General features: G+C 69.1%; 23 protein-coding genes. 8 read left to right on the forward strand and 15 right to left on the reverse strand.

Features of this window, described 5'->3' with window-relative positions; all coding sequences use genetic code 11:
* Window positions 1–6: 6 nt before the first annotated feature.
* Genes ACIA58_RS28010 through ACIA58_RS28040 form a run of 7 tightly spaced genes read right to left on the reverse strand, consistent with a single transcriptional unit; the run spans window position 7 to window position 5,814 of the window.
* Window positions 7–774, reverse strand: a complete 768-nt coding sequence (locus tag ACIA58_RS28010) for a hypothetical protein (protein ID WP_396406773.1) — start codon at window positions 772–774, stop codon at window positions 7–9.
* Window positions 771–1,367, reverse strand: coding sequence for a histidine phosphatase family protein (locus tag ACIA58_RS28015; RefSeq protein ID WP_396406774.1), 597 nt, complete (start codon window positions 1,365–1,367; stop codon window positions 771–773). The genes ACIA58_RS28010 and ACIA58_RS28015 overlap by 4 nt, the downstream gene beginning before the upstream one ends.
* Window positions 1,364–2,380, reverse strand: a complete 1,017-nt coding sequence (locus ACIA58_RS28020) for an ABC transporter ATP-binding protein (protein WP_396406775.1) — start codon at window positions 2,378–2,380, stop codon at window positions 1,364–1,366. The genes ACIA58_RS28015 and ACIA58_RS28020 overlap by 4 nt, the downstream gene beginning before the upstream one ends.
* A complete protein-coding gene (locus ACIA58_RS28025; RefSeq protein ID WP_396406776.1) occupies window positions 2,370–3,359 on the reverse strand; it encodes an ABC transporter ATP-binding protein in 990 nt (329 codons plus the stop codon). The genes ACIA58_RS28020 and ACIA58_RS28025 overlap by 11 nt, the downstream gene beginning before the upstream one ends.
* Window positions 3,359–4,243, reverse strand: coding sequence for an ABC transporter permease (locus tag ACIA58_RS28030; protein WP_396406777.1), 885 nt, complete (start codon window positions 4,241–4,243; stop codon window positions 3,359–3,361). Before ACIA58_RS28030 ends, ACIA58_RS28025 begins: the two co-directional genes overlap by 1 nt.
* Window positions 4,244–4,246: 3 nt before the next feature.
* Entirely contained in the window at window positions 4,247–5,173 is a 927-nt protein-coding gene (gene nikB / locus ACIA58_RS28035) for a nickel ABC transporter permease (RefSeq protein ID WP_396406778.1), read from the reverse strand.
* The gene (locus ACIA58_RS28040) at window positions 5,173–5,814 is read right to left on the reverse strand and encodes a helix-turn-helix domain-containing protein (protein ID WP_396406779.1); all 642 of its coding nucleotides are present in this window, start codon (window positions 5,812–5,814) and stop codon (window positions 5,173–5,175) included. Before ACIA58_RS28040 ends, nikB begins: the two co-directional genes overlap by 1 nt.
* Window positions 5,815–5,967: 153 nt before the next feature.
* Between ACIA58_RS28040 and ACIA58_RS28045 the strand changes: the two genes are divergently transcribed.
* The 3 genes from ACIA58_RS28045 to ACIA58_RS28055 are packed head-to-tail and all read left to right on the forward strand — an operon-like array spanning window position 5,968 to window position 8,340.
* Window positions 5,968–6,912 (forward strand): DUF6772 family protein, encoded by a 945-nt coding sequence (locus ACIA58_RS28045; RefSeq protein WP_350848096.1) that lies wholly within the window; start codon window positions 5,968–5,970, stop codon window positions 6,910–6,912.
* Window positions 6,913–6,916: 4 nt separating this feature from the next.
* On the forward strand, window positions 6,917–7,234 hold the full coding sequence (locus ACIA58_RS28050) for a hypothetical protein (RefSeq protein WP_396406780.1): 318 nt from the start codon (window positions 6,917–6,919) through the stop codon (window positions 7,232–7,234).
* 20 nt (window positions 7,235–7,254) lie between these two features.
* Window positions 7,255–8,340: a LacI family DNA-binding transcriptional regulator gene (locus ACIA58_RS28055; RefSeq protein ID WP_396406781.1), complete on the forward strand. Its 1,086-nt coding sequence runs from the start codon at window positions 7,255–7,257 to the stop codon at window positions 8,338–8,340.
* 48 nt (window positions 8,341–8,388) lie between these two features.
* Here the strand turns inward: ACIA58_RS28055 and ACIA58_RS28060 are convergent, their stop codons facing one another.
* The 3 genes from ACIA58_RS28060 to ACIA58_RS28070 are packed head-to-tail and all read right to left on the reverse strand — an operon-like array spanning window position 8,389 to window position 12,414.
* Complete coding sequence (locus ACIA58_RS28060) at window positions 8,389–9,531, reverse strand: CaiB/BaiF CoA transferase family protein (protein ID WP_396406782.1); 1,143 nt, start codon at window positions 9,529–9,531, stop codon at window positions 8,389–8,391.
* 46 nt (window positions 9,532–9,577) lie between these two features.
* A complete protein-coding gene (locus ACIA58_RS28065) occupies window positions 9,578–10,594 on the reverse strand; it encodes an alpha/beta fold hydrolase (RefSeq protein ID WP_396406783.1) in 1,017 nt (338 codons plus the stop codon).
* Entirely contained in the window at window positions 10,591–12,414 is a 1,824-nt protein-coding gene (locus ACIA58_RS28070; RefSeq protein ID WP_396406784.1) for a hypothetical protein, read from the reverse strand. The genes ACIA58_RS28065 and ACIA58_RS28070 overlap by 4 nt, the downstream gene beginning before the upstream one ends.
* A gap of 79 nt (window positions 12,415–12,493) precedes the next feature.
* Here ACIA58_RS28070 and ACIA58_RS28075 point away from each other — a divergent pair, with 79 nt between their 5' ends.
* Entirely contained in the window at window positions 12,494–13,234 is a 741-nt protein-coding gene (locus ACIA58_RS28075; protein ID WP_396406785.1) for a MerR family transcriptional regulator, read from the forward strand.
* Here ACIA58_RS28075 and ACIA58_RS28080 read toward each other — a convergent pair.
* Complete coding sequence (locus ACIA58_RS28080; RefSeq protein ID WP_396406786.1) at window positions 13,223–13,414, reverse strand: hypothetical protein; 192 nt, start codon at window positions 13,412–13,414, stop codon at window positions 13,223–13,225. The two genes, ACIA58_RS28075 and ACIA58_RS28080, sit on opposite strands and share 12 nt — an antisense overlap.
* Before the next feature lie 263 nt (window positions 13,415–13,677).
* Between ACIA58_RS28080 and ACIA58_RS28085 the strand changes: the two genes are divergently transcribed.
* On the forward strand, window positions 13,678–13,899 hold the full coding sequence (locus ACIA58_RS28085; RefSeq protein WP_396406787.1) for a hypothetical protein: 222 nt from the start codon (window positions 13,678–13,680) through the stop codon (window positions 13,897–13,899).
* A gap of 63 nt (window positions 13,900–13,962) precedes the next feature.
* On the opposite strand, the gene ACIA58_RS28090 is transcribed toward ACIA58_RS28085, so the two are convergent.
* The 3 genes from ACIA58_RS28090 to ACIA58_RS28100 are packed head-to-tail and all read right to left on the reverse strand — an operon-like array spanning window position 13,963 to window position 16,989.
* Window positions 13,963–14,145: a hypothetical protein gene (locus ACIA58_RS28090; protein ID WP_396406788.1), complete on the reverse strand. Its 183-nt coding sequence runs from the start codon at window positions 14,143–14,145 to the stop codon at window positions 13,963–13,965.
* A 19-nt stretch (window positions 14,146–14,164) separates the two neighbouring features.
* The gene (locus ACIA58_RS28095; RefSeq protein WP_396406789.1) at window positions 14,165–15,478 is read right to left on the reverse strand and encodes a hypothetical protein; all 1,314 of its coding nucleotides are present in this window, start codon (window positions 15,476–15,478) and stop codon (window positions 14,165–14,167) included.
* A 56-nt stretch (window positions 15,479–15,534) separates the two neighbouring features.
* On the reverse strand, window positions 15,535–16,989 hold the full coding sequence (locus tag ACIA58_RS28100; protein WP_396406790.1) for a flavin-containing monooxygenase: 1,455 nt from the start codon (window positions 16,987–16,989) through the stop codon (window positions 15,535–15,537).
* 65 nt (window positions 16,990–17,054) lie between these two features.
* On the opposite strand from ACIA58_RS28100, the gene ACIA58_RS28105 reads away from it, so the two are divergent.
* Together ACIA58_RS28105 and ACIA58_RS28110 are read left to right on the forward strand one after the other, a co-directional pair.
* A complete protein-coding gene (locus ACIA58_RS28105; protein WP_396406791.1) occupies window positions 17,055–17,678 on the forward strand; it encodes a TetR/AcrR family transcriptional regulator in 624 nt (207 codons plus the stop codon).
* A complete protein-coding gene (locus ACIA58_RS28110) occupies window positions 17,678–18,265 on the forward strand; it encodes a GNAT family N-acetyltransferase (protein WP_396406792.1) in 588 nt (195 codons plus the stop codon). Before ACIA58_RS28105 ends, ACIA58_RS28110 begins: the two co-directional genes overlap by 1 nt.
* On the opposite strand, the gene ACIA58_RS28115 is transcribed toward ACIA58_RS28110, so the two are convergent.
* Window positions 18,266–19,177, reverse strand: a complete 912-nt coding sequence (locus ACIA58_RS28115) for an aminoglycoside phosphotransferase family protein (protein WP_396406793.1) — start codon at window positions 19,175–19,177, stop codon at window positions 18,266–18,268.
* 60 nt (window positions 19,178–19,237) lie between these two features.
* On the opposite strand from ACIA58_RS28115, the gene ACIA58_RS28120 reads away from it, so the two are divergent.
* A complete protein-coding gene (locus tag ACIA58_RS28120; RefSeq protein WP_396406794.1) occupies window positions 19,238–20,230 on the forward strand; it encodes an acetylxylan esterase in 993 nt (330 codons plus the stop codon).
* The last annotated feature ends 1 nt before the right edge of the window (window position 20,231 follow it).

Consider the following 20,231-nt stretch of genomic DNA (forward strand, 5'->3'; position numbering starts at 1 on the left):
TTCTCCTCAGGGGTGGTACGTGTAGGTGGCGACGACCGGGTAGTGGTCGGAGGGGGCGCGGCCGTCGTGGAAGAAGTCGACGACCTCGCTGGACCGGGCGGCGAGCGGGCCGCGGGCGAAGATCCAGTCGATTGCCTTGGGTGGTGAGGCGAGCGGAGACAACCTGGTCCCGATAGGGCCGGTGGCGACCGTCGGCACGACCGGATGGGTCACCGGTGAGTGCCGGCCGAGGGCGGTGAAACTGTCCAGGAACCCGGCGTTCCCGAGCTCCCACTGCGGTGGGCCGATGTCGTTGATGTCGACGGTGAACAAGCAGGCGCCCTCGCCTGCCAGCCGTTCGAGCGCTTCCCCGATCGCCCGGGCCTGCGCGATCCGGCGGTTGACGTGGTCGGTGCGTTCGTCCGGGTGGCCGGGCCAGGTGAGGTGCGCCGTACTGAAGATCAGGTCGGCGCCCGTTGTGGTCCGCAGCTTGACCCAGAAGAGCTTCGCGTCCGGCGACAGGATGCCGACGTCCTCCGAGCCGTGCTCGAGGTAGGTGAACAGATCACGGCGCCACCACAGGTTGCTCTGCGTCTCCCAGCCGGCAGTGCCGTCGATGCGGTCATGCTCGGGCATTACGTCGTCCAGGAGCTTGCGGGTGACCGGTCGCAGCTCCTGTACGGCGAGCAGGTCCGGCGGGCGGATCGTGAAGAGGCTCTCGATCGCGTCCCGCCGCTGGTCGAGGTGGAAGTCCGCCCACAGGTTGTAGGTCATCGCCACGAAGGTGAAGGTCATCGGTCCATCCAGGTAGGCACGTTGTACGACGTGAGTCCGTCGAGGTGGAGGGTGGTGAGCGAACAGTTCTCGGGCGGATCGAGCAGTACTTCGCCTCCCGGCGGCAATCTCAGCGCCGACGCCGCCGCCACCCGAATCGGCCCGCCATGCGTCACCACCAGCACCCGCTGCGCGCCGTCAGCCGAGATGTCCCGTACCGCCTCCCACACCCGGGCGCGCAGTTGCCGGAAGGTCTCACCGCCCCCGCGAGCCACGTCTTCGCCACGTTTGAAGGCGTTCACAACCTCCGGCTCGTCGGCGTACACGTCCGCGAACGTCCGCCCGCCCCACGTCCCGACGTCGATCTCGCGCCACCGCTGGTCGATGCGGATCGGCAGGTGGCCGCGCAGGTCGACGTACGGCTGCAACGTCTCCGCCACCCGCTGCAGATCGCTGGCGACAATCGCGTCGATGGCCAGGGACTGCAGGTAGGCGGCGGCCTCCTTTGCCTGTTGCCGACCGAGCGCGCTCAGCCCGGTGCCCTGCTGACCTTGGTAGCGGAGTTCGGCGTTCCAGACCGATTCGCCGTGGCGGAGGAGGACGAGTTCGGTCATCGGGCGGCTCCGGTCAGCTCGGTGGCGAAGTGGCATGCGGCCGGGTGCAGGTCGAGGCGGGTCATCAGCTCGGGATCGTCGTGGGCGCAGCGGTCCTCGGCCTTCCAGCACCGCGTACGGAAGCGGCAGCCGGACGGTGGATCCGCCGGTGACGGCACGTCACCGCCGATGATGATCTGCTCCCGCGCCGGCTTGTCCCACGGCTTCGGATCCGGTACTGCGGACAGCAGCGCCTGCGTGTACGGGTGCAGCGGCCGCGCGAACAGCTCGTCCTGCGACGCGGTCTCGATCACCCGGCCGAGGTACATGACCGCGATCCGGTCCGAGATGTGCCGTACGACGGACAGGTCGTGTGCGATGAACAGGTACGCGAGGCCGAGGTCACGCCGCAGATCGTCCAGCAGGTTGAGCACCTGCGCCTGCACGGATACGTCGAGCGCGGACACCGCCTCGTCGCAGATGACCAGCTTCGGCCTGAGGGCGAGCGCCCGGGCGATCCCGATCCGCTGCCGTTGTCCGCCGGAGAATTGATGCGGGTAGCGCTGCGCGTGGTCGGGGTTGAGCCCCACCCGCTCGAGCAGTTCGCGTACCTCGGCGCGATGCCGGTTGCGCGGTACGACGTCCGGGTGGATCTCCCACGCCTCGGCGACGATCTGCTCGACGGTCGCCCGCGGGTTCAGCGACGCGTACGGATCCTGAAAGATCATCTGCAGCTGCCGGCGCACCCGCCGCATCGATGCCCGAGGCAACGAGGTCAACTCTTCCCCGTCGAACACGATGCTCCCCGACCGAGCCTTCTCCAGCCCCACGATCGTCCGGGCCACCGTCGACTTCCCCGACCCCGACTCCCCCACCAACCCCAACGTCCCCCCAGCCGGAATGTCGAAAGACACCCCGGCCACTGCCTGTATCTCCCCCACAGTCCGCCGAAGCACAGCCGACCGCAGCGGGAAGGACGTGTGCAGATCCCGCACCGACAACAACATCTCCGGTGGGTTTGGGTCAGTGGGCATTGGCCAGAACTCCCTCGGGGTGGTGGCAGGCGGCCTGGTGGCCGGTGGGGCGGCGGGAGAGTTGGAGGAGTGCGGGCTCCTCGTTGGCGCAGTGGGTGTCGGCGTACTGGCAGCGGGGGCGGAAGGAGCAGCCGGTGGGGAGGGACAGGAGGTCCGGGGGTGAGCCCTGGATCGGGGTCAGGCGAGTGCGGGGGGCGTCGAGGATGGGCACGGACGCCATCAGGCCGGACGTGTACGGGTGAGCGCAGTGTTCGTAGACCTCGCGGATAGGCCCGGTCTCGACCACCCGTCCGGCGTACAGGAGGACCACCCGGTCGGCGACGTCTGCCACGACGCCCAGGTCGTGAGTGATCAGTACGAGCGACATACCGTCCTCGGACTGCAACCGACGCAGGAGATCCATGATCTGCGCCTGGACGGTGACGTCGAGGGCAGTCGTCGGCTCGTCGGCGATCAGCAGGCGTGGAGACAGCGCGAGCGCCATCGCGATCATCACCCGCTGCCGCATCCCGCCGGAGAACTGGTGCGGATAGTCGTCCAGCCGCTTCGACGCGGCCGGGATCCCGACCCGCTTCATCAGCTCCAGCGCCGCCGCGCGAGCCTCCCGGCGCGACGCCCCGCGATGCCGGCGGAACATCTCCCCGATCTGCGCGCCCACCCGGAACACCGGGTTCAGCGAGCTCAACGGATCCTGGAAGACCATCGCGATCTCCCGCCCGCGCAGGCCTTTCGCGACACCGGGCACCAGCAGATCGCGGTCGTCGTACGTGATGGATCCGCCGCACACCCGCCCGGCCGGCTTCGGCACGATACCCATCACGGCCTGCGCGGTGACACTCTTGCCACTGCCCGATTCCCCCAGCAGCGCAACGGTCTCACCGGGACCGACATCGAACGACGCTCCGTCGACCGCGGTCACCACTCCACCGGAGGTGCTGAACTCGACGCGCAGGTCTCGCACACTCAACAAGACAGCCATCACAGACTCCTCAGCCGAGGGTCGTACCGGTCCCGGAGCGCGTCGCCCAGTACGCCGAGCGAAATCACCAGGAACGCCAGCGCGATCCCCGGAATGGTCGAGATCCACCACGCATCGGCGAGGTAGTTGCGCCCGTTCGCGATCGTCACGCCCCAGCTCGGCGTACTCGCCGGCGTTCCGAGTCCGAGGAAGCTCAGCGACGCCTCGGCCAGGATCACGTGCCCGATCTCGACCGTCGCGACGACGAGTACCGGAGCGACACAGGCCGGGAGCACGCATCGGGTGATCAGCCGCCACGTCCCCGCGCCCAACGTCCGCGACGCGTCCACGAACTCCCGTCGCCGCGTCGCCAGCGCCTGACCACGCGCGACCCGCGCGAACGTCACCCAGTTCGCCACCGCGAGCACGATTACGACGTTCACCACCGACGGACCGAGCAACGCGGCGATGAAGATCGCCAGCAGGATCGACGGGAACGCCAGCTGGATGTCGGCGAGCCGCATCAGTACGCCGTCCAGCCAGCCGCCGAAGTACCCGGCCGCGAGCCCGATCGTCACGCCGATCGTTCCGGCCAGCAGCAGTGTCGCCAGTCCGACCGCGATCGAGATCCTTGCCCCCTGCAACATCTGGGCGAACAGGTCCTGCCCGACCTGGTCGGTGCCGAAGATCGCGTACGACCCGTCGGACAGCCGGGTGAACGGCGGCTTCAGCCGGTCCGCGGTCCGGGTGTCGACCGGGTTGTACCGGATCAGCCACGGCCCGATCACCGCGGCCACGACGTACACCGCGATCACCACCAGCCCGAACCGGATCCGGGCCGACCCGGCCCTGGTACGGCGCCGGACCGCAACCCGGGGTTCGGCGAGCGAGATCTCAGCAGTCATCGTTCAGTCACCAGCCAGACGGACCCGCGGGTCCAGGAAGCCGTAGAGCAGGTCCACGAGCAGATTGATCACCACGAAGATCGTTGCCACCAGCAAGATCGAGGCCTGGACAACGCCGTAGTCGCGGCGCCCGATCGAGTCGATCAGCAACCGCCCGACCCCGGGCCACGCGAACACGGTCTCGACGATCACCGTGCCGCCGAGCAACGCCCCGAACTGCAGCCCGACCACGGTCACGATCGGGATCAGCGCGTTCCGCAACGCATGCACGAGGACCACGACGCCCTCGCCGAGCCCCTTCGCCCGGGCGGTCTGCACGTACCCCTCGTGCACCACCTCGAGCAGCCCGCTGCGCGTCAGCCGCACCAGGATCGCGAGGAACGGCAGCGCGAGCGTGATCGTCGGTAGGACCAGATGCGACCACGTTCCTGATCCGGCACTCGGCAGCACCTTCAGCCCGCGCGCGAACACCAGGATCAGCACGATCCCCAACCAGAACGACGGCGTCGACTGGCCCATCAGCGAGAACACCGAGATCGCGCGGTCCACCCAGCTGTGCGCCCGCAGCGCCGCGATCACGCCGAGCGGCAGGCCGATCAGCAAGGACAACAGCAGCGCGGTCGAAGCCAGCTGGATCGTGGCCGGAACGCGTTGCAGGACGAGGCTCATCGAGTCCGCGTTCAGCCGGAACGACTGCCCGAAGTCCAGGTGTACGACGTTCGCCAGGTACGTCGCGTACTGCTGGATGAGCGAGTGGTCGAGACCGAGCTGCGCCCGCAGTGCGGCGACCTGCGCCTGGTCGGCGTCGGGCCCGAGCATGATGTACGCCGGGTCGCCGGGCACGAGCCGCAGTACGACGAAGATGATCGTGACGGCGCCCCACAGCACGAAGAGCGAGAAGAACAGCCGCCGGACGACGTACGCCCCCATCAGACGCCGCTCCGCAGTACCGACACCACACGCCGCACCTCGTCCACCGAGCCCGGCTGGATCAACTCCGCACCCAGCGCGCCGGCGCACGTCCCGTCGCTCGAACGCACCGGTACGGCGACCATTCGCGGCAGCGACGCGACCGGCCGGGCGTTGTGCGCGAAGCCGGTGGCACGGACCCGTTGGAGAGCATCGAGCAGATCCGGTGACCCGGAGACCTGATCAGCGGGCAACGCGGACAGATAGGCACGTCCGAGCGCGCTTTGCCGCAACGACACCGCATGCCCGGGCAGCACGGTGCCACTACCGGCCACCGCCGCGACCTGCAGGACTGTCCCGATGCTCTTCGGCAACGGCTTCGCGAGGACGACCAGGCGGCCGAGCCGATCGCCGAGATCGGCCAGCGAGTGCTCCGGGCCTGCTCGGCGGTGGGTCGTGCGGAGGGCGGCGAGGCCGTCACGGGCGGTGTAGCGGTGGTCGTCGACGCGGTCGGCCAGGCCGTGGTCGCAGAAGGTCGCGAGGATGCGGTGGACGGTGCTCTTGTGCAGGCCGACGGTGACGGCGAGCTCGGTCACGCCGTACGCGCGATCCTCGCGGTTCAGTTCCGCGAGCACGGTGAGGGCACGGCTCAGCGACTGCATAAGCGACTCCCGGGGAGAAAGGGCACCGCCGTGAACGTTAACGGTAGCGTTAATGCACCGTAGAAGCGTGATATTTACGTGTCAATAGACCACCGTTGCTGAGGGTGGAACGGCCCGTTGACGGCAATTTCCCGTTAACGTTAACTTCACTGCGTGACGACCTCCGATCTACGCACCGCGTTACTGTCCGCCGATCCGCGGCTGTCGAAGTTCTCGCCGCTGCCGCGCATCCTGGCCTTCGACGAGTTCGACAGCGGGACGCACGGCTGGACCGAACTGCTCGGCAACTACAACGGCCGCGGCGACCTCAGCACCGTCGACGACCACATGCGCGACTTCCGGCCGCCGCAGCTGTCGGCCTGCAACTTCTTCGACATCGGCACGCACGGAGCGCTCAGCGGCACGTACGCGCTGAAGCTCGCCACCCGCCCGTACAAGGGCCACACCGCGGTCGCGATCCGCCGGCTGACGATGAGCGGCCGCGGGCTGGTCCAGCTCGAGACGTACTTCGCCTTCAAGTCCGAGGCCACGCTCGGCGGCGGCTCGGAGCTGGACACGTTCGGCGACGTGCAGTGGGACGGCAACACCCACCCGTCCGAGGCGCAGTTCGGCGCGTTCACGGTCGCGACCGACCTCTGCGGCGACGGCGGCCTGCGCTACCACACGGTCGCGCGCTACCAGAACACCGACCTGGACAACCGCTTCACCCGGCGGTGGATGGCGCCGACCGTCCCCGAGCCGACGCCGCGCGAGCACTTCGAGGGCAAGGTGAAGCTGGAGTACGCCGCCGACTTCACCGCGCCGAACCCGGAGGACTGGCAGGCGTTCGGCGAGCCGCAGGAGCTCTGCTACAACGAGGTCCCGACGAAGGTGAACTGGCACTACCTGCGCTGGCTGATCGACACCGACAAGCGCCGCAACGTGGAGCTGCAGGTCAACGATCGCGTGATGGACATGCGCGACGTCCCGGTCCCGCCGTACGAGGAGCGGTACGAGACGTTGGAGAACCTGCTGAACTTCTACTTCTCGGTCCGCACTCACAGCAGCGTCCGCAACTTCCTCTTCCTCGACTCCGTCCTCATCTCGGTTGATTGGTAGGCCCATGCGACAGTCCATGACGGCGGTGCTGGAACGCGACACCACCTTCGACACCCGCTTCGCCACCGAGCCGTACGAGGTCGCCTGGGCCGGCGAGGCACGCTGGTTCGTCCAGCACGTCGGCGGCGACGGTACGGCGACGTACATCACCCAGGTCTCCCCCGACGGGATCACCTGGTGCGACCTCGACGACGTGGAGCACGCAGCCGAGCCCGGCAAGCTGGTGAGCTGGCCGGTCACCGGGTTCGGCCATTGGCTGCGACTGCGCGCTAAGGTCGACGGCTCGGTCCAGGTGCGCATCCACCTGGCCGTGAAGGCCTAAGCTGCTCGAGGGGGTTGAGGATGACGGAGGCGCGGCGGGCGACGTTGCGGGATATCGCGACGGCTCTCGGGCTGTCGGTGAACACCGTGTCGCGCGCGCTCGGCGACAAGGACAGCGTCAGCCCGAAGACGCGCGCCGCCGTACAGGCCGAGGCCGCCCGGATCGGGTACGTGCCGAACACGCTGGCCCGGTCCCTGGTGCTCGGCTCCGCGATGACGCTGGGACTCGTCATCACCAACCCCTCGAACCCGTTCTACGCGCAGCTGATCAGCACCATCGAGCTCCGGGCCCGCGCCCAGGGGTACTCGCTGCTGCTGCTCGTCACCGACGAGAGCGCGGAGAACGAACAGCGCGCCACCGAGGCGTTGCTGCGGTCCGCGGTCGACGGCGCCGTGGTCGTCCCGGTCCAGGCCGAGTGGGACCACTGGCGCCGCGTTCGCGACGCCGGGATCCCGCTGGTGTTCGTCAACCGTGACGTACCCGAGCTCGACTGCGACATGGTTGGCGTCGACAACGAACGCGGCGCGTACGAGGCGACCAGCCACCTGATCTCGGGCGGCGCCCGCCGGCTGCTCGTCCTCGAGGAAGACCTACCGATCACCACCACGGCGGACCGGGTGACCGGCTTCCGGCGAGCCATGTCGGACGCCGGTCTCAAGGTGTCCGACGACTCGATCCGGGCAGTGCCGACGAAGCGCTACGACTCGTTGGCGCTGCCCTGGCAGCCCGAGGAGGCGTACCGCTTCGCGCAGACGCTGCTCCCCGACGGTCATCCCGACGGCATCGTCACCGGGAACGACTACTTCGCACTCGGCGTACTGCGATTGCTCGCCGAGCGCGGCCTCGACGTGCCAGGTGATGTCGCGATCACGGGGTACGGCGATCACCCCTACGCGGCGTACTTGCAGACTCCGCTCACCACGGTCCGGCTACCCGCGGCCGAGGTCGGCTCGACCGCGGTCGACCTGCTCATGCAGCGCCTGAGATCCAGCTCCGAGCGCCCCCGCAAAACACTGATCCGCCCCGAGCTGGTGGTCCGCGCGTCGACGGGCGGACCGTCGGCACTCACCAAGCGCCAGGAACGGCCGAGCTCGACGGTCGGCTGAGCGGCAGGTGGCCAAGCCGCGGGTGGTTGATGAGTGGTGGAGGCCCGGCTACTCCTCCAACCACCTACGCACCGACTCGTTGTGCTCGCCGAGGCGGGGCGGCGGGAGGTTGGTCTCGCGGGCGCCGGCGTGCGGGTTGTCGTCGAAGCGTAGTGGCGGGCCGGGCAGCTGGATCGTGCCGAGGGTGGGGTGCTCGACGTCGATCAGCAGGCCCTGCGACTGCGTCTGCTCCCACTCGTACACCTGCTGGAAGTCGCGGACCTTGCCGGCCGGGATGCCCTTGTCCGCAAGGCGTTCCAGCCACACGTCGGCCGGCTCGGCTGCGAACGCGGTCTCGATCGCGGCCGTCAGCTCGTCGCGATGCGCGACCCGCTGGGCGTTGACGGCGAAGCGCTCGTCGTTCGGATCGAGACCGACGATCGGCGCGAACGTCCGCCACTGCCCCTCGCTGCCGACCGCGACCTGGATGCTGGTGTCGGCGGTGCGGTACATCCCGTACGGCGCGATCTGCGCGTGGTGGTTGCCGACCCGCTCGGGCAACTGGTGCGCGACCGTCCACTTCGTCCCGTGGAACGCGTGGACGCCGACGACCGACGCCAGCAGACTCGTCCGTACGACGCGGCCCTTGCCGGTGATCGATCGCTCGTGCAGTGCGGCGAGCGCACCGTAGGCGCCGTACATACCCGCCAGCAGGTCCGCGATGGGTGCGCCGACCTTGGTCGGTTCGACCGCGCCGGTGATACTCATCAGACCGCCTTCGCCTTGCGCGATCTGGTCGTACCCGGCCCGTCCGCCGTCCGGGCCGTCATGACCGAAGCCGGTGATCGAGAGGATGACGAGGCCGGGGTTGAGCTCGTGCAGGCGCTCGGTGGAGAACCCGAGGCGGTCGAGGACGCCCGGGCGGAAGTTCTCGATCAGGACGTCGGCCTTGCGGACGAGCTTGGTCAGGAAATCCTTGCCCTCGTCGGACTTGAGGTCCGCGGTGACCGATTCCTTGTTCCGGTTCGCGGACAGGTAGTACGTCGATTCGCCCTCGACGAACGGCGGACCCCAGCCGCGGCTGTCGTCGCCGCCGTTCGGGGTCTCGACCTTGATCACCCGGGCGCCGAGATCCCCGAGCATCATCGCCGCGTGCGGACCCGCGAGCGCGCGGGTGAGGTCCACGACCACGACGTCGGAGAGAAGGTTCACGGGTCGAGGGTAGGCGAGTACGCGATGGCCGGCCGTGACGCGACTCTCAGGCGGACACCTTGCGGGCCAGGGACGCCAGGCGGTGGGTCACGTCGCGCGGGCGCTCCTGCATGAGCATGTGGCCGGCGCCGGGGTAGATCCACAACCGGGCGGACGGAAGCTGCGCGGCCATCCGGTTGGCATGCCGCGGCGGCAGCAGCCGGTCCCGCGTCCCGTGCATGATCTCCACCGGCAACTCACCGAGCACCTTCAGTGCATGCCCCCGATCATGCTCCAGCATCGTCTCGAAGAACCCACCGTACGAAGGCCCCGGCACAACCGCCAGATCCTCCAAGAACAACTGAACCTCCGCCTGATCCACGTGCCGCCCAAACACCACCCGCCGCAAAGCAGGCCGCTGCAGGTGCGCGGCGGCAACGGCCGCACGACGAGCTGCTCCGACGAACCGCGAGGCGGCCCGTGTCCCGGAGGCAGGCTCGACCCCCGGCTCCCGACGGGTGCGTGCCGCCGCCCGGCGGGCGGCTGCCTCGGCGCGGCGGTCGGCGCGAGTGCCTACGAGCTTCAGGACTCGGGGGGCGATCCGCGCTGCCGCGGGATCGAAGCGTGAGGGGATTCCCAGGGCGCCTTCGGTGAGGTGGCCCGAGGTGGTGCTTACCAGGGCGGCCGCCCGGATGCGGGTGCCGAAGAGGTCGGGGTATTGGTCGGCGGCCGCCATCAGGGTCATGCCGCCCATCGAGTGGCCGGCGTACACGACCGGGCCGTCGCCGACGACCTCGTCCAGGACCGTGACCAGGTCGTCGGCCAGCTGGTCGAGGCGCATCGAACCGGCCGGAGCCGCCTCCGACCGGCCGTGCCCGCGGTGGTCGTAGGTGACGACGCGTACGACGTCCTCGCCGAGGACCTCCGGCAACCTCTCGACCTGGTTGTGCCACGACCGCGTCGAACACGTCCACCCGTGCACCAGCAACACAGTCACCGGCGCGTCAGCCGGCCCGGTCGCCTCGACGTTCAGCCGTACGCCGTCCCGAGTGGTAACGCCGGACCGCTCCAACTGGATCGTCACGCAATCTCCCGTTCCCGTTCGCCGCCGGCCAGGTGAGCCGCGCGTGCCCGCCCGCCGCGGGCGCCACGCCCGACCAGCCAGGCGATCCCGATGACCTCGAGCAGCCCGACCACTCCGACCAAGCCATAGCCGGCGTTCCACATCCATCGTGGCACGTCGGTCCGCTCCTCGCGCCGCAGGATCTGCTGCTCGTCGACGAACTGCACCGTCTGCCCGTTCGACACCTGCACCGCGGGCTTCTCGATCGCCGCATCCTCCGGCGCGTACACCCAGGCCGCCACCAGATCCCGCTGCCCCCGATGCAGCCGGATCATCGACTTCCACTTCCCGTACATCGGCAGCGCGTCCGCCGACCGATACGTGCCATCGGCAACCTTCTGCATCGGGTGGTGTACCAAACCGCCGCCCTGCCAGGCCAGCGCCTCGAACCAGCGCGCATCCTCGGCCGCGTCAGCAGGCGTGAGAGTGACCGTGACGTACGCCGTCGGCTCGGCCCCCGTGGCGACCCGCTCCAACGACACGACCCCCGACACGCCCGGATCGGCCGACCGCGGTACGCAGAAGAACACGGTCGCCGCCACCGCGACCAGCCCGACGGCGCCGAGCTGATGGGTACGGCGGATCGCGACCGGCCGGATGTGCTTGATCCCGACCGCACGCTCCTCGCCGGCGACCTCGGCGTACCGGGTCGCGAGCCAGGCCCCGACCAGACCGGCTCCGGCCCCGACGACCACGCCGTACCCGAGCGCGGACGGCAGGATCGACGACGGCCACGCGATCGGCATCCAGACATGACTCCAGGCGTACTCCGCGACCACGCCGACGGTCCCGATCAGCAAACCGGCGACCGCACCGAGGCGGAAGCGATTCTTGTTGCCCAGGGCAAACGCCACCAACTCGACCAGGACCGCCTCGACAACCAGCAACGGGAAGTGCCCGACGATCTGCCCCAGCGGCTCGGCCACCGCCCAGGCGATCCCGCCACGGATGACGAGGTAGACCGCCAGCGCGGCGAACGCCGTACCCGGACCGCGTCGCGCCCGCAGGACGGTGAACCCCATCGCCGCCCCGAACACGATCAGAATCGGCTGCAGAACAAGGGGAAACTGCGGCACGCCGTAGTTGAACTCGGTGCTGAACAGGTCCCACGCGATCAGCAACGCGCCGACCGACACGATCTCCTGGAACAGCCGGCGCGTGTTCGGCCCCATCAACTGCTCGACCTCGGCGATCGCGAGCAGCCGCGCGAAGATCGAGAAGACCACCCCGCCGATCATCAGCAGGTGCGTCGGCCCCCAGAGCGTGACGTCCTCACCGAACAGCCGGTGCCACCCGTCGTCGAGCGGGAAACCGACCAGCGCGAACGTCCCGCAGACCGTCACGAGCGCGGCGCTGCACGGGATCCGCCAGCCCCTGGTCAGCTTGATCGTCCTGGCCGGCAGCGGCTTGCCCGCGAGCGCGATCGGCAACACGCCCGAGATGATGACGCCGAGGATGCCGAAGAAGATCGGGTAGTGCGCCGCCGTACCGAACGGGCCGGTGTCCCGGCCGCGGCCGATGTGGATCGCGATGTCCCACCACACCCCGAACGCGCAGGACAGCAGCGAGACGGCATGCAGGTACGGAGTCAGCGCGGCCCATCGGGGGACTCCGTCCAGTCTCCCGATGGTGTCCGCGAACCTACCTACCAGGGTGACGCGGCCGGTGCGTTCCCGCCACAGCAGCACGGCGAGTGCGAGGTACACCGACCCGACGACGCAGGTGACGATCGCGATCTGGTCGAAACTCGCCGTACCGGTGGTCGCCGACGGGATCGCCATGGATGCTCCTTACATCAGATATGCGCCATGCTTGATGTTACATCTACTATGTAACGTGGAGTCTGGAAGACTGTCAAGGGTGGAAGAGGAGCTCACTGTCGACCAACTGGCCGCCAAGGTCGGGATGACGGTCCGCAACGTGCGCGCGTACGCCGGACGCGGGCTGATCCCGCCGCCCCGGCTGGTCGGCCGGACCGGGTACTACGGCGCCGACCACGTGGCCCGGCTGACGCTGGTCCGGGAGCTGCTCGACAAGGGCTACACGCTCGCCGCGGTCGAGCGGATGCTGGGCGAGCTGCCCGACGGTGCGCTCGCGCTCGGCGTCTTCGAGACCCTCGTGAACCCGTGGACCCCGTCGGAGCCGGAGATCCTCGACGGCAAGCAGCTCGCCGACCGCGCCGGCGTACCGTACGACCCGGCGGTGATCGAGCGGCTGGTCGAGCTGGGCATCGCGGAGCGGCTGGAGGACGGCCGGCTCAGGATCCCGAACTCGGACCTCCTCCGCACCGGCCTCGAGGTGATCAAGCTCGGCGTCCCGATGGAAGCCATCTTCGAGATGCTGCCCAAGCTGTTCGCCCAGGCCGACGCCGTTGCCAAGACGTACGTCGAGCTGTTCCGCTCGACTGTCTGGCGCGACTTCACCAACGCCGGCATGCCCGCCGACGGCTGGCCCGAGATCCAGCGCACCCTCGAGGGCATCATCCCGCTGGCCGGCCAGGCCCTGGTCGCAGCCTTCCGCGAGGCCATGGCCCGCGAGATCGAGCAAGTCGCCTACGAAGAACTGGGCCTCGACCCGAAGGCCCTCCCGTCAACCGGCTGAAAGAGGCAGCACAGGAGCCAGGTCGGTGTGGATGAAGTCCTTACCCTTGAGCGCGACGGGATTGCGATGGATCCTCAGGACGAATTCGTCGCCGACGTAGTACCCGGCGTTGTTCGTCCCTACGGCCAGCGCGCGGACGTCGTACCCCTGAAGTCCCCAGCGCCTCAGCAGACCGTCCACCCTTACGTCCTCCCTTAGCCGGTGTCAGGGATCACTCGGGATGTAGATAGGTAATCCTCCGCATGCGTGAACCGGTCCTCACGCGGGACCGTATAGCTACCAGAACAGACCAGGCAGGAGGACGGCGATGCGCCAGATCCAGATCCGTCGGCGACCACGCACCACGACGACTCGCCGCCAGACCAAGACCCTCGACCTCCGGACCCCGTCCGGCCGTCCACTGCCCTTCTGAACCCCGAGCTGAACCCGAGAGCTGAACCGCCATGAAGCTTCGACTGCACGTCCACCACATCCGCTCCGGCGGCTGGTGTGCCGACATCGACGACGACCACGACCGTCAGCCCGACGACCCGTACTGGTGCGTCGACCAGTGGCCCACCCTCGAGGCCGCGCTCACCGCCGGCTGCTCGGAGCTCGCCAAGCTCGTCGCCATCGCGACACCCACTCGCCTCAGCGGCTACTACGAACCGGCTCTGGCCGCCTAGAGCCACGGGGAGAACGGGGCGAGGCCCGGCGAACCGCAGGGGGTTCTCCGGGCCTCACTTTGTTCAGGTACGACGGGCCTGGTCCCGCTGCTGCTCCGGCAGGTCGCCAAGGTCGGCGTACTGGTCGTCCTCGTCCGGGAGGTTCGCCTCGTTGCGGCGGGCGATGCGGATGAAGGCGATGATCAGCAGAACCGGGCCGAGGACCATCGCGGTCTCGGGGATGCCGCCCATGTGCAGGGCGATCATGACGCCGTCACCAGGGCGATCACGATGCCGTCACCAGGGCGATGCCGCCTGCGGTGAAGGCGACCATCGCGGCGAGCATCGGGTACTGCGCCCGCCGCAACTGCCGGCGCCGGAACAGGTCGGCAGCGCGATCATGCGCGGACACGACCCCGAGTACGTGTCCGAGCACGATCGCGCCGATCTGGACCCCCGCGATGAAACCGGTGCTCAGGAACGCGTAGTCGATCCGCGTCCCGCTCGTCCCGAGCAGATCCCATCCGCGCGCGAACGGGTCCGTCGCCAGTAGCCAGCCCTCCTGCCCCTGGAACATCGCGAACGAGAAGTAGTGCGCCACGGCGTACCCGATCGCGATCGGCACCAGCGAGTGCGCGAACGCGCCCGGCAACCCGGCCGCCCCGATCCCGCCGGGCCTCGTTTGCGCCGCTCCGGTGGTCCGCGCGGCCAGCAGGAACAGGCCGGTGACGATCGCGACCGCGACGGCGAGCCCGAGCGTGTAGACGACGAGATGCTGCGGCCGGCTCAGCTCGCCGGTCCGCTGCGTCCACTGCGACCAGCGGGAGATCCCGTCGAAGGCCGTTGACCCGAGCAACAAACACAGCAGGCCGACGATCCCCGGCCGCTGCGGCGTCGTCGCGAGTCCTGCCAGCGGGTTTCGCAATACCAGGCCGTCAACTCCTCGACCTATCGGGCCCAGCCGGGCGAGCACTTCGGCGTACACCTCGAAGCTGTCGCCGATCCCGAACCAGGACGGGCCATAAACGATGCCCGCAGCAACATTCACCGTCGCGTAGATGCTCACGGCAACGGCGACGACCAGCGGCTCGGATCCCTGCGGATAAACGAGTTCCAGCCAGAGAAATCCGGCCAGCCCACCCACGGCCGGCCAGTAGGCGATCCGTTCGGGCAGCCGCCGGTACGACGTACGCCGTACCAGGCCGGCGAGCGTGCGCAGCGGATTCGCCAGCCGCCAGATCGGGCCGCAGATCAGCGAGAGCGGGATGATGCCGACCCAGATCCACACGTACAACCACGTCGGCGCCGGGTTGGACGACGGTTCGGGGTCGCCGAACCACGCCGCGCCGAGCAGCAACGCGAGCGCCACGAGTCCGGCAACCTTCAAGCCCACCCGAGTGCCACGGTTGTCGACGAGGCGGGTCAGTACGCCGAGCGGCCGGCCCGTGATCCGCTCGAACCGGGGACGCGGCCAGAACGCCCCGAGCGCGAAGAACGAGACCGCGACGGCGGCGCCGGCGGAGTAGATCGCCAGCCACAGCGGCACCGGCAGGTCCCCGCGGCCACCGATCCCGTGCAGCGGCAGCAGCAACTCCAGCACCGCGGCCCTCCGATCAGATCGGGCTATCCGACCGATCGAATGTAACACGCTCGATGTCACATAGCGAGGGTCTGATACTCGGAGGGATCGAAGCGCCTGGTCAGCCGGCGGAACCGGAAGGTGAACGACGGCCAGAGCGTGGTGTTGCGCCCCTCCGAGTCCAGGTACCAGCTGGTGCAGCCGCCGCGGGTCCAGATCGTGTTCCGCATCGAGGCACGGACCCCGTCGACGAACGCGCGCTGGACCTCCCGCCGTACCTCGACCTCCCGCAGCCCCTGCGCGTCCATCGTCTTGAGCGCGTCCAGGATGTAGGCGATCTGGGACTCGATCATGAACACCATCGAGCTGTGGCCGAGGCCGGTGTTCGGGCCGATCAGCATGAAGAAGTTCGGGAAGCCGGCGATCGCCGTACCCAGGTGAGCCTCCATGCCGTCGACCCAGGCCTCGCGCAGCGAGACCCCGTCGCGGCCGCGGACCATGTCCATCACCGGCAGGTCGGTCACCTTGAAGCCGGTGCCGTAGATGATCGTGTCGACCTCGTGCTTCACGCCGTCGTCCGTGACGATGCCGGTCGGCGTAACCTCGGCGATCCCGTCGGTGACGACCTCGACGTTCGGCCGTGCGACCGCCGGGTAGTAGTCGTCGGAGATCAGCACGCGCTTACAACCGAGGGTGAAGTCAGGCGTCAGCTTGGCCCGCAGCAGCGGGTCGCGGACCTGGTGGGCGAGGTGCTTCTCGGCGACCTTCTGCGCCTGCTTCATGATCGCCGGCAGTTTGGCGAACCCGAGCACCATCGACTCGCGCGCCCAGTAGATCCCGGCTCGCATCGCCTTCTGCACAAGGGGAAACCGCCGGTACAGCATCTTCTCGGCGGCGGTGATCCTGCGGTCCGGCCGCGGCATCACCCACGGTGGCGTGCGCTGGAACAGGTGCAGTTCCTCGACCTCGGGCTGGATCGCCGGCACGAACTGGATCGCCGACGCGCCGGTCCCGATCACCGCGACCTTGCGACCGCTGAGATTCAGGTCGTGGTTCCACCGCGCGGAGTGGAAGACCTCGCCTTCGAAGTCCTCGATCCCGGGCAGCTTCGGGTCCGACGGCTCGGCGAGCGGCCCCATGCCCGACAGCACGACGTCCGCGATGAACTCGCCCTGATCGGTCCGGATCCGCCAGCGGCCGTCCTCCCAGCTCGCCGTCTCGACCGCGTGGCCGAAGCGGATGTGCGGGCGGACGCCGAACGCGTCGGTGACGTTGCGCAGGTAGTCCTCGATCTCCGGCTGCGGCGAGAACGTCGACGACCAGTCCGGGTTCGGCGCGAAGGAGAACGAGTACAGGTGCGAGGGGACATCGCACCGGCAGCCCGGATACGTGTTGTCCCGCCAGGTTCCGCCGACGTCGCCGGCACGCTCCAGTACGACGAAGTCGTCGTACCCGGCCTGCTTCAGCCGGACCGCCATCCCGATCCCCGCGAACCCGGTGCCGATCACCACGATCCGGTGCTGCTCAGTCATCCCTGGCCTCCGCTCGGCTGGAACTTACTTCCAGTAAGTTACTCGGAGTCAGTTAGACTTCGCAAGTGACCTCCACCACTGCCGCCCCGAAGCGCCGCCGCGACCGGGCGGCCCGGGAGCGGGAGATCCTCGAGGCGGCCGAGCGGACCTTCGGCGAGCGCGGGTACCAGGGCACGTCGATGGACGACGTCGCCGCGCAGGTCGGGGTGTCCAAGCCGCTGATCTACCAGTACTACGGCTCGAAGGACGGACTGTTCCTCGCCTGCCTGGCCCGGCTCCGCGGTCAGCTGCTGGAGACGGTGTCCGACGCGGTGATGGCGGCGCCGGACGCCGAGGACGCGTTGTACGCCGGGTTCGTCGCGTGGTTCCAGTTCCTCGACGACCATCCGCAGGCGTGGTCGGTGCTCGTCGACGAAGGGATGCTCAGCGCGGGGCCGGCCGCGGAGGCGACCGACGAGGTCCGCGCGGCGTTCATCGAGCTGATCGCCACGATGGTCCGGATGAACCTTCCTGCCGGCCGCCCGGTGGACGAGGACGAGGTCCAGATCGTTGCCCAAAGCATCTCCGGCGCCACCGAGCGCCTGGCGATCTGGCGCACCCGATCCGCCACCCCGCCATCGCCCGAAAAGGTGGCCCGCACCCTCCAGGATCTCCTCTGGCAGGGCCTCCACACCCTCAGATCCACCTGATGCAGATCGAGTCGTACCCCGAAGCCGCCGTACCAACGGACCTCCGCCGCCAGGTCCACGCGTTGCAGGACGATGCGTGGCCCGCCGCACCGGCCCCGTCCACACCGGCTGACTCCTCGGCCGACGCCCTGGTCCACGATCCGGCGCTCGATCCGTTGTCGATGCTCCTCATCGACGACGGCACCGTCGTGGCCGCCTTGGACATCCTCCACAAGACCCTCGACCACGCCGGCAACACTTTCCGCGCCGGCGGTCTCAGCACCGTGGTCACTCGCAAGGACCGCCGCGGTCACGGCTACGGGCACCGCCTCGTCACCGCCGCCCGAGCCGCGATGACCGACCTGGACCTGGCGCTGTTCACCTGCGACCGCCCGCTGCAACCGTTCTACGAGCGCGCCGGCTTCCAACTCCTGCCTGGCACAGTCCTCATCGGCGGTACTCCCGACGACCCGTTCCCCAGCGACCAACCAGGCTTCGGCAAAGTCACCCTCGCCGCCTTCTTCACGTCCGCCGCGGAGCAGGCGGCCCCTAGTTTCGACAACACCCGAATCGCCCTCTACCCCGGTGCCATCGACAAACTCTGGTGACTACCGCCTGACGAAATCTGTGAGGACGTCGGCGATGTACTCCTGGCCCTCGCGCAGAGTGTCCGGGCGCCGGTGCAGGTAGTACGGGATCGCGATGAGCTCGAGCGAGAGGGCCCAGCCCCTGGCGCGGAGCCAGGTGTCGTCGTCCACGTCGAGGGCCTCGCGATAGGCCCGTCTGGACTCGCCTTCGAACAGGAACCACGCCGCCAGTACGTCGCCGGCCGGGTCGGCGGCACGCGCCGTACCGAAGTCGATCACGGCGGAAAGCTTGCCATCAGCAACCAACACGTTGCCCGACATGAGGTCGCCGTGGATCCAGGTCGGCGTGCCGTCCCAGGTGTCCGCCGCCAGCGACTCCTCCCAGGCCGCCAGCAGCAGGCCGGTGTCGAAGTACTCACGGAGTTCGTCCAGCGCCTCGCGGAACATCGCGTCCCGCGGCGCCAACGGCGTCCCCCGATCGAATGGATCGGCCGACGGCACCGGAGCCCCGGTGGTGTCGACCTCCCGCAGGCATCGCACGAACTCGGCCACCTGCCGCGCGACCGCGACCGCGTCGTCCGATTCGGCATCGAACGGCCGGCCCGGCAGCCAGCGGTAGACGCCCCAGCTGAACGGGTATCCCTGTCCCGGCGCCCCGAGGCGCAGCGGCTCCGGGATCGGCACCGGCAGGTGCGGCGCCAACCGCGGCATCCAGGTGAGGTCCATCTCGACCTGCCCCTGCGTCCGCTCGGTCCGCGGCAGCCGAACCGCGAGCTCGTCCCCCATGCGGAACGTGACGTTGTCCGTCCCCGACCGCTCCACCGCCCGCACCGGCAACCCCGCCCACCGCGGAAACTGCTCGCCGACGAGCCGCTCCACCAGGGACGCGTCGATCTCCACCTCGTCGTCGTGCAACTTCGCAACCCGGTCCACGACCGGACCCTGACACCCCGCAACGCCCCGGTCAACGACATTTCCGGAAGGATGGGCTCCATGACGACGGAATCCGTACAGGTCCCCGAGGCGTGGCGAGAAGGCACGCGTCCCGGCCTTCCGCCGCTGCTGCCCGACTTCGAGGTGGTCGACACGTTCGCCCGCGAGATCTACGGCCGTACGCCGAGCGGTGGACGGCTGTCCGATGTCACCTTGCTCTCCCGGGAGAACGGCGTCCTCGACGGAGCGGCCGACCGCCTCCGTCATCACGCCCGGATCTCCTGTCCACTGGGCGATCTCGAGCTCGACACCCTGCTCCACGTCCCGTCCACGACGGGTCCGTCCCCGGTGATCGTCGTCCTGAGCTTCACCGGCATCGAGGAGACGCTCGGCAGCGCGCAGTCGCACCGCTGGCCGTACGCGAAGGTGATGGACGCCGGGTACGCCGTACTCACGGTCGACTACCAGCAGATCGAGCCCGACGCCCCGGATGCTCGTGGTGTGCGGGCGCTCTTCCCGGCCGACGAACCGTGGGGCGCGGTCGGGGCGTGGGCCTGGGGGCTGTCACGCCTTCTCGACATCGCTGACGGCCTCGACGGCCTGACCGCGGCCGGCGCGATCGCGCTCGGCCACTCGCGGCTCGGTAAGGCCGCGCTCTGGGCCGGAGCGCAGGACGAACGCTTCGCCGTCACCATCTCCAACGACTCCGGCTGCTGCGGTGCTTCCCTCTTCCGGCACCCTGGCGGCGAGGACATCGCCGCGATCACCACGAAGTTCCCGCACTGGTTCGTGCCGTCGTTCGCGTCATACGCCGGTCGCGAGGTCGAGCTGCCTGTCGACCAGCATCAACTGCTCGCGAGCATCGCGCCGCGCCGCGTGTACGTCGCCAGCGCGGAGGACGACGCCTGGGCCGATCCGATCGGCGAATACGTGGCCGTGGTCGCGGCCGGTCCGGCGTTCGAGGACGGTGGCATCGGCTACCACGTCCGGCCTGGCGGTCACGACCTCCTCGAGGAGGACTGGCTGCGCGCGTTGTCGTTCGTACGCCGCTGAG

This window comes from Kribbella sp. NPDC051586 (assembly GCF_044453965.1).
Taxonomy (GTDB): Bacteria; Actinomycetota; Actinomycetes; order Propionibacteriales; family Kribbellaceae; genus Kribbella.

Bases quoted from the DNA above. Each gene is read 5' to 3' on its own strand.
- ACIA58_RS28070 (WP_396406784.1), bottom strand. From the start codon at position 12,414: ATGGCGATCCCGTCGGCGACCACCGGTACGGCGAGTTTCGACCAGATC.
- ACIA58_RS28120 (WP_396406794.1), top strand. From the start codon at position 19,238: ATGACGACGGAATCCGTACAGGTCCCCGAGGCGTGGCGAGAAGGCACG.
- ACIA58_RS28040 (WP_396406779.1), bottom strand. From the start codon at position 5,814: ATGCAGTCGCTGAGCCGTGCCCTCACCGTGCTCGCGGAACTGAACCGC.
- ACIA58_RS28085 (WP_396406787.1), top strand. From the start codon at position 13,678: ATGAAGCTTCGACTGCACGTCCACCACATCCGCTCCGGCGGCTGGTGT.
- ACIA58_RS28055 (WP_396406781.1), top strand. From the start codon at position 7,255: ATGACGGAGGCGCGGCGGGCGACGTTGCGGGATATCGCGACGGCTCTC.
- ACIA58_RS28030 (WP_396406777.1), bottom strand. From the start codon at position 4,243: ATGACTGCTGAGATCTCGCTCGCCGAACCCCGGGTTGCGGTCCGGCGC.
- ACIA58_RS28020 (WP_396406775.1), bottom strand. From the start codon at position 2,380: ATGCCCACTGACCCAAACCCACCGGAGATGTTGTTGTCGGTGCGGGAT.
- ACIA58_RS28010 (WP_396406773.1), bottom strand. From the start codon at position 774: ATGACCTTCACCTTCGTGGCGATGACCTACAACCTGTGGGCGGACTTC.
- ACIA58_RS28050 (WP_396406780.1), top strand. From the start codon at position 6,917: ATGCGACAGTCCATGACGGCGGTGCTGGAACGCGACACCACCTTCGAC.
- ACIA58_RS28015 (WP_396406774.1), bottom strand. From the start codon at position 1,367: ATGACCGAACTCGTCCTCCTCCGCCACGGCGAATCGGTCTGGAACGCC.
- ACIA58_RS28110 (WP_396406792.1), top strand. From the start codon at position 17,678: ATGCAGATCGAGTCGTACCCCGAAGCCGCCGTACCAACGGACCTCCGC.
- nikB (WP_396406778.1), bottom strand. From the start codon at position 5,173: ATGGGGGCGTACGTCGTCCGGCGGCTGTTCTTCTCGCTCTTCGTGCTG.
- ACIA58_RS28090 (WP_396406788.1), bottom strand. From the start codon at position 14,145: ATGATCGCCCTGCACATGGGCGGCATCCCCGAGACCGCGATGGTCCTC.
- ACIA58_RS28025 (WP_396406776.1), bottom strand. From the start codon at position 3,359: ATGGCTGTCTTGTTGAGTGTGCGAGACCTGCGCGTCGAGTTCAGCACC.
- ACIA58_RS28100 (WP_396406790.1), bottom strand. From the start codon at position 16,989: ATGACTGAGCAGCACCGGATCGTGGTGATCGGCACCGGGTTCGCGGGG.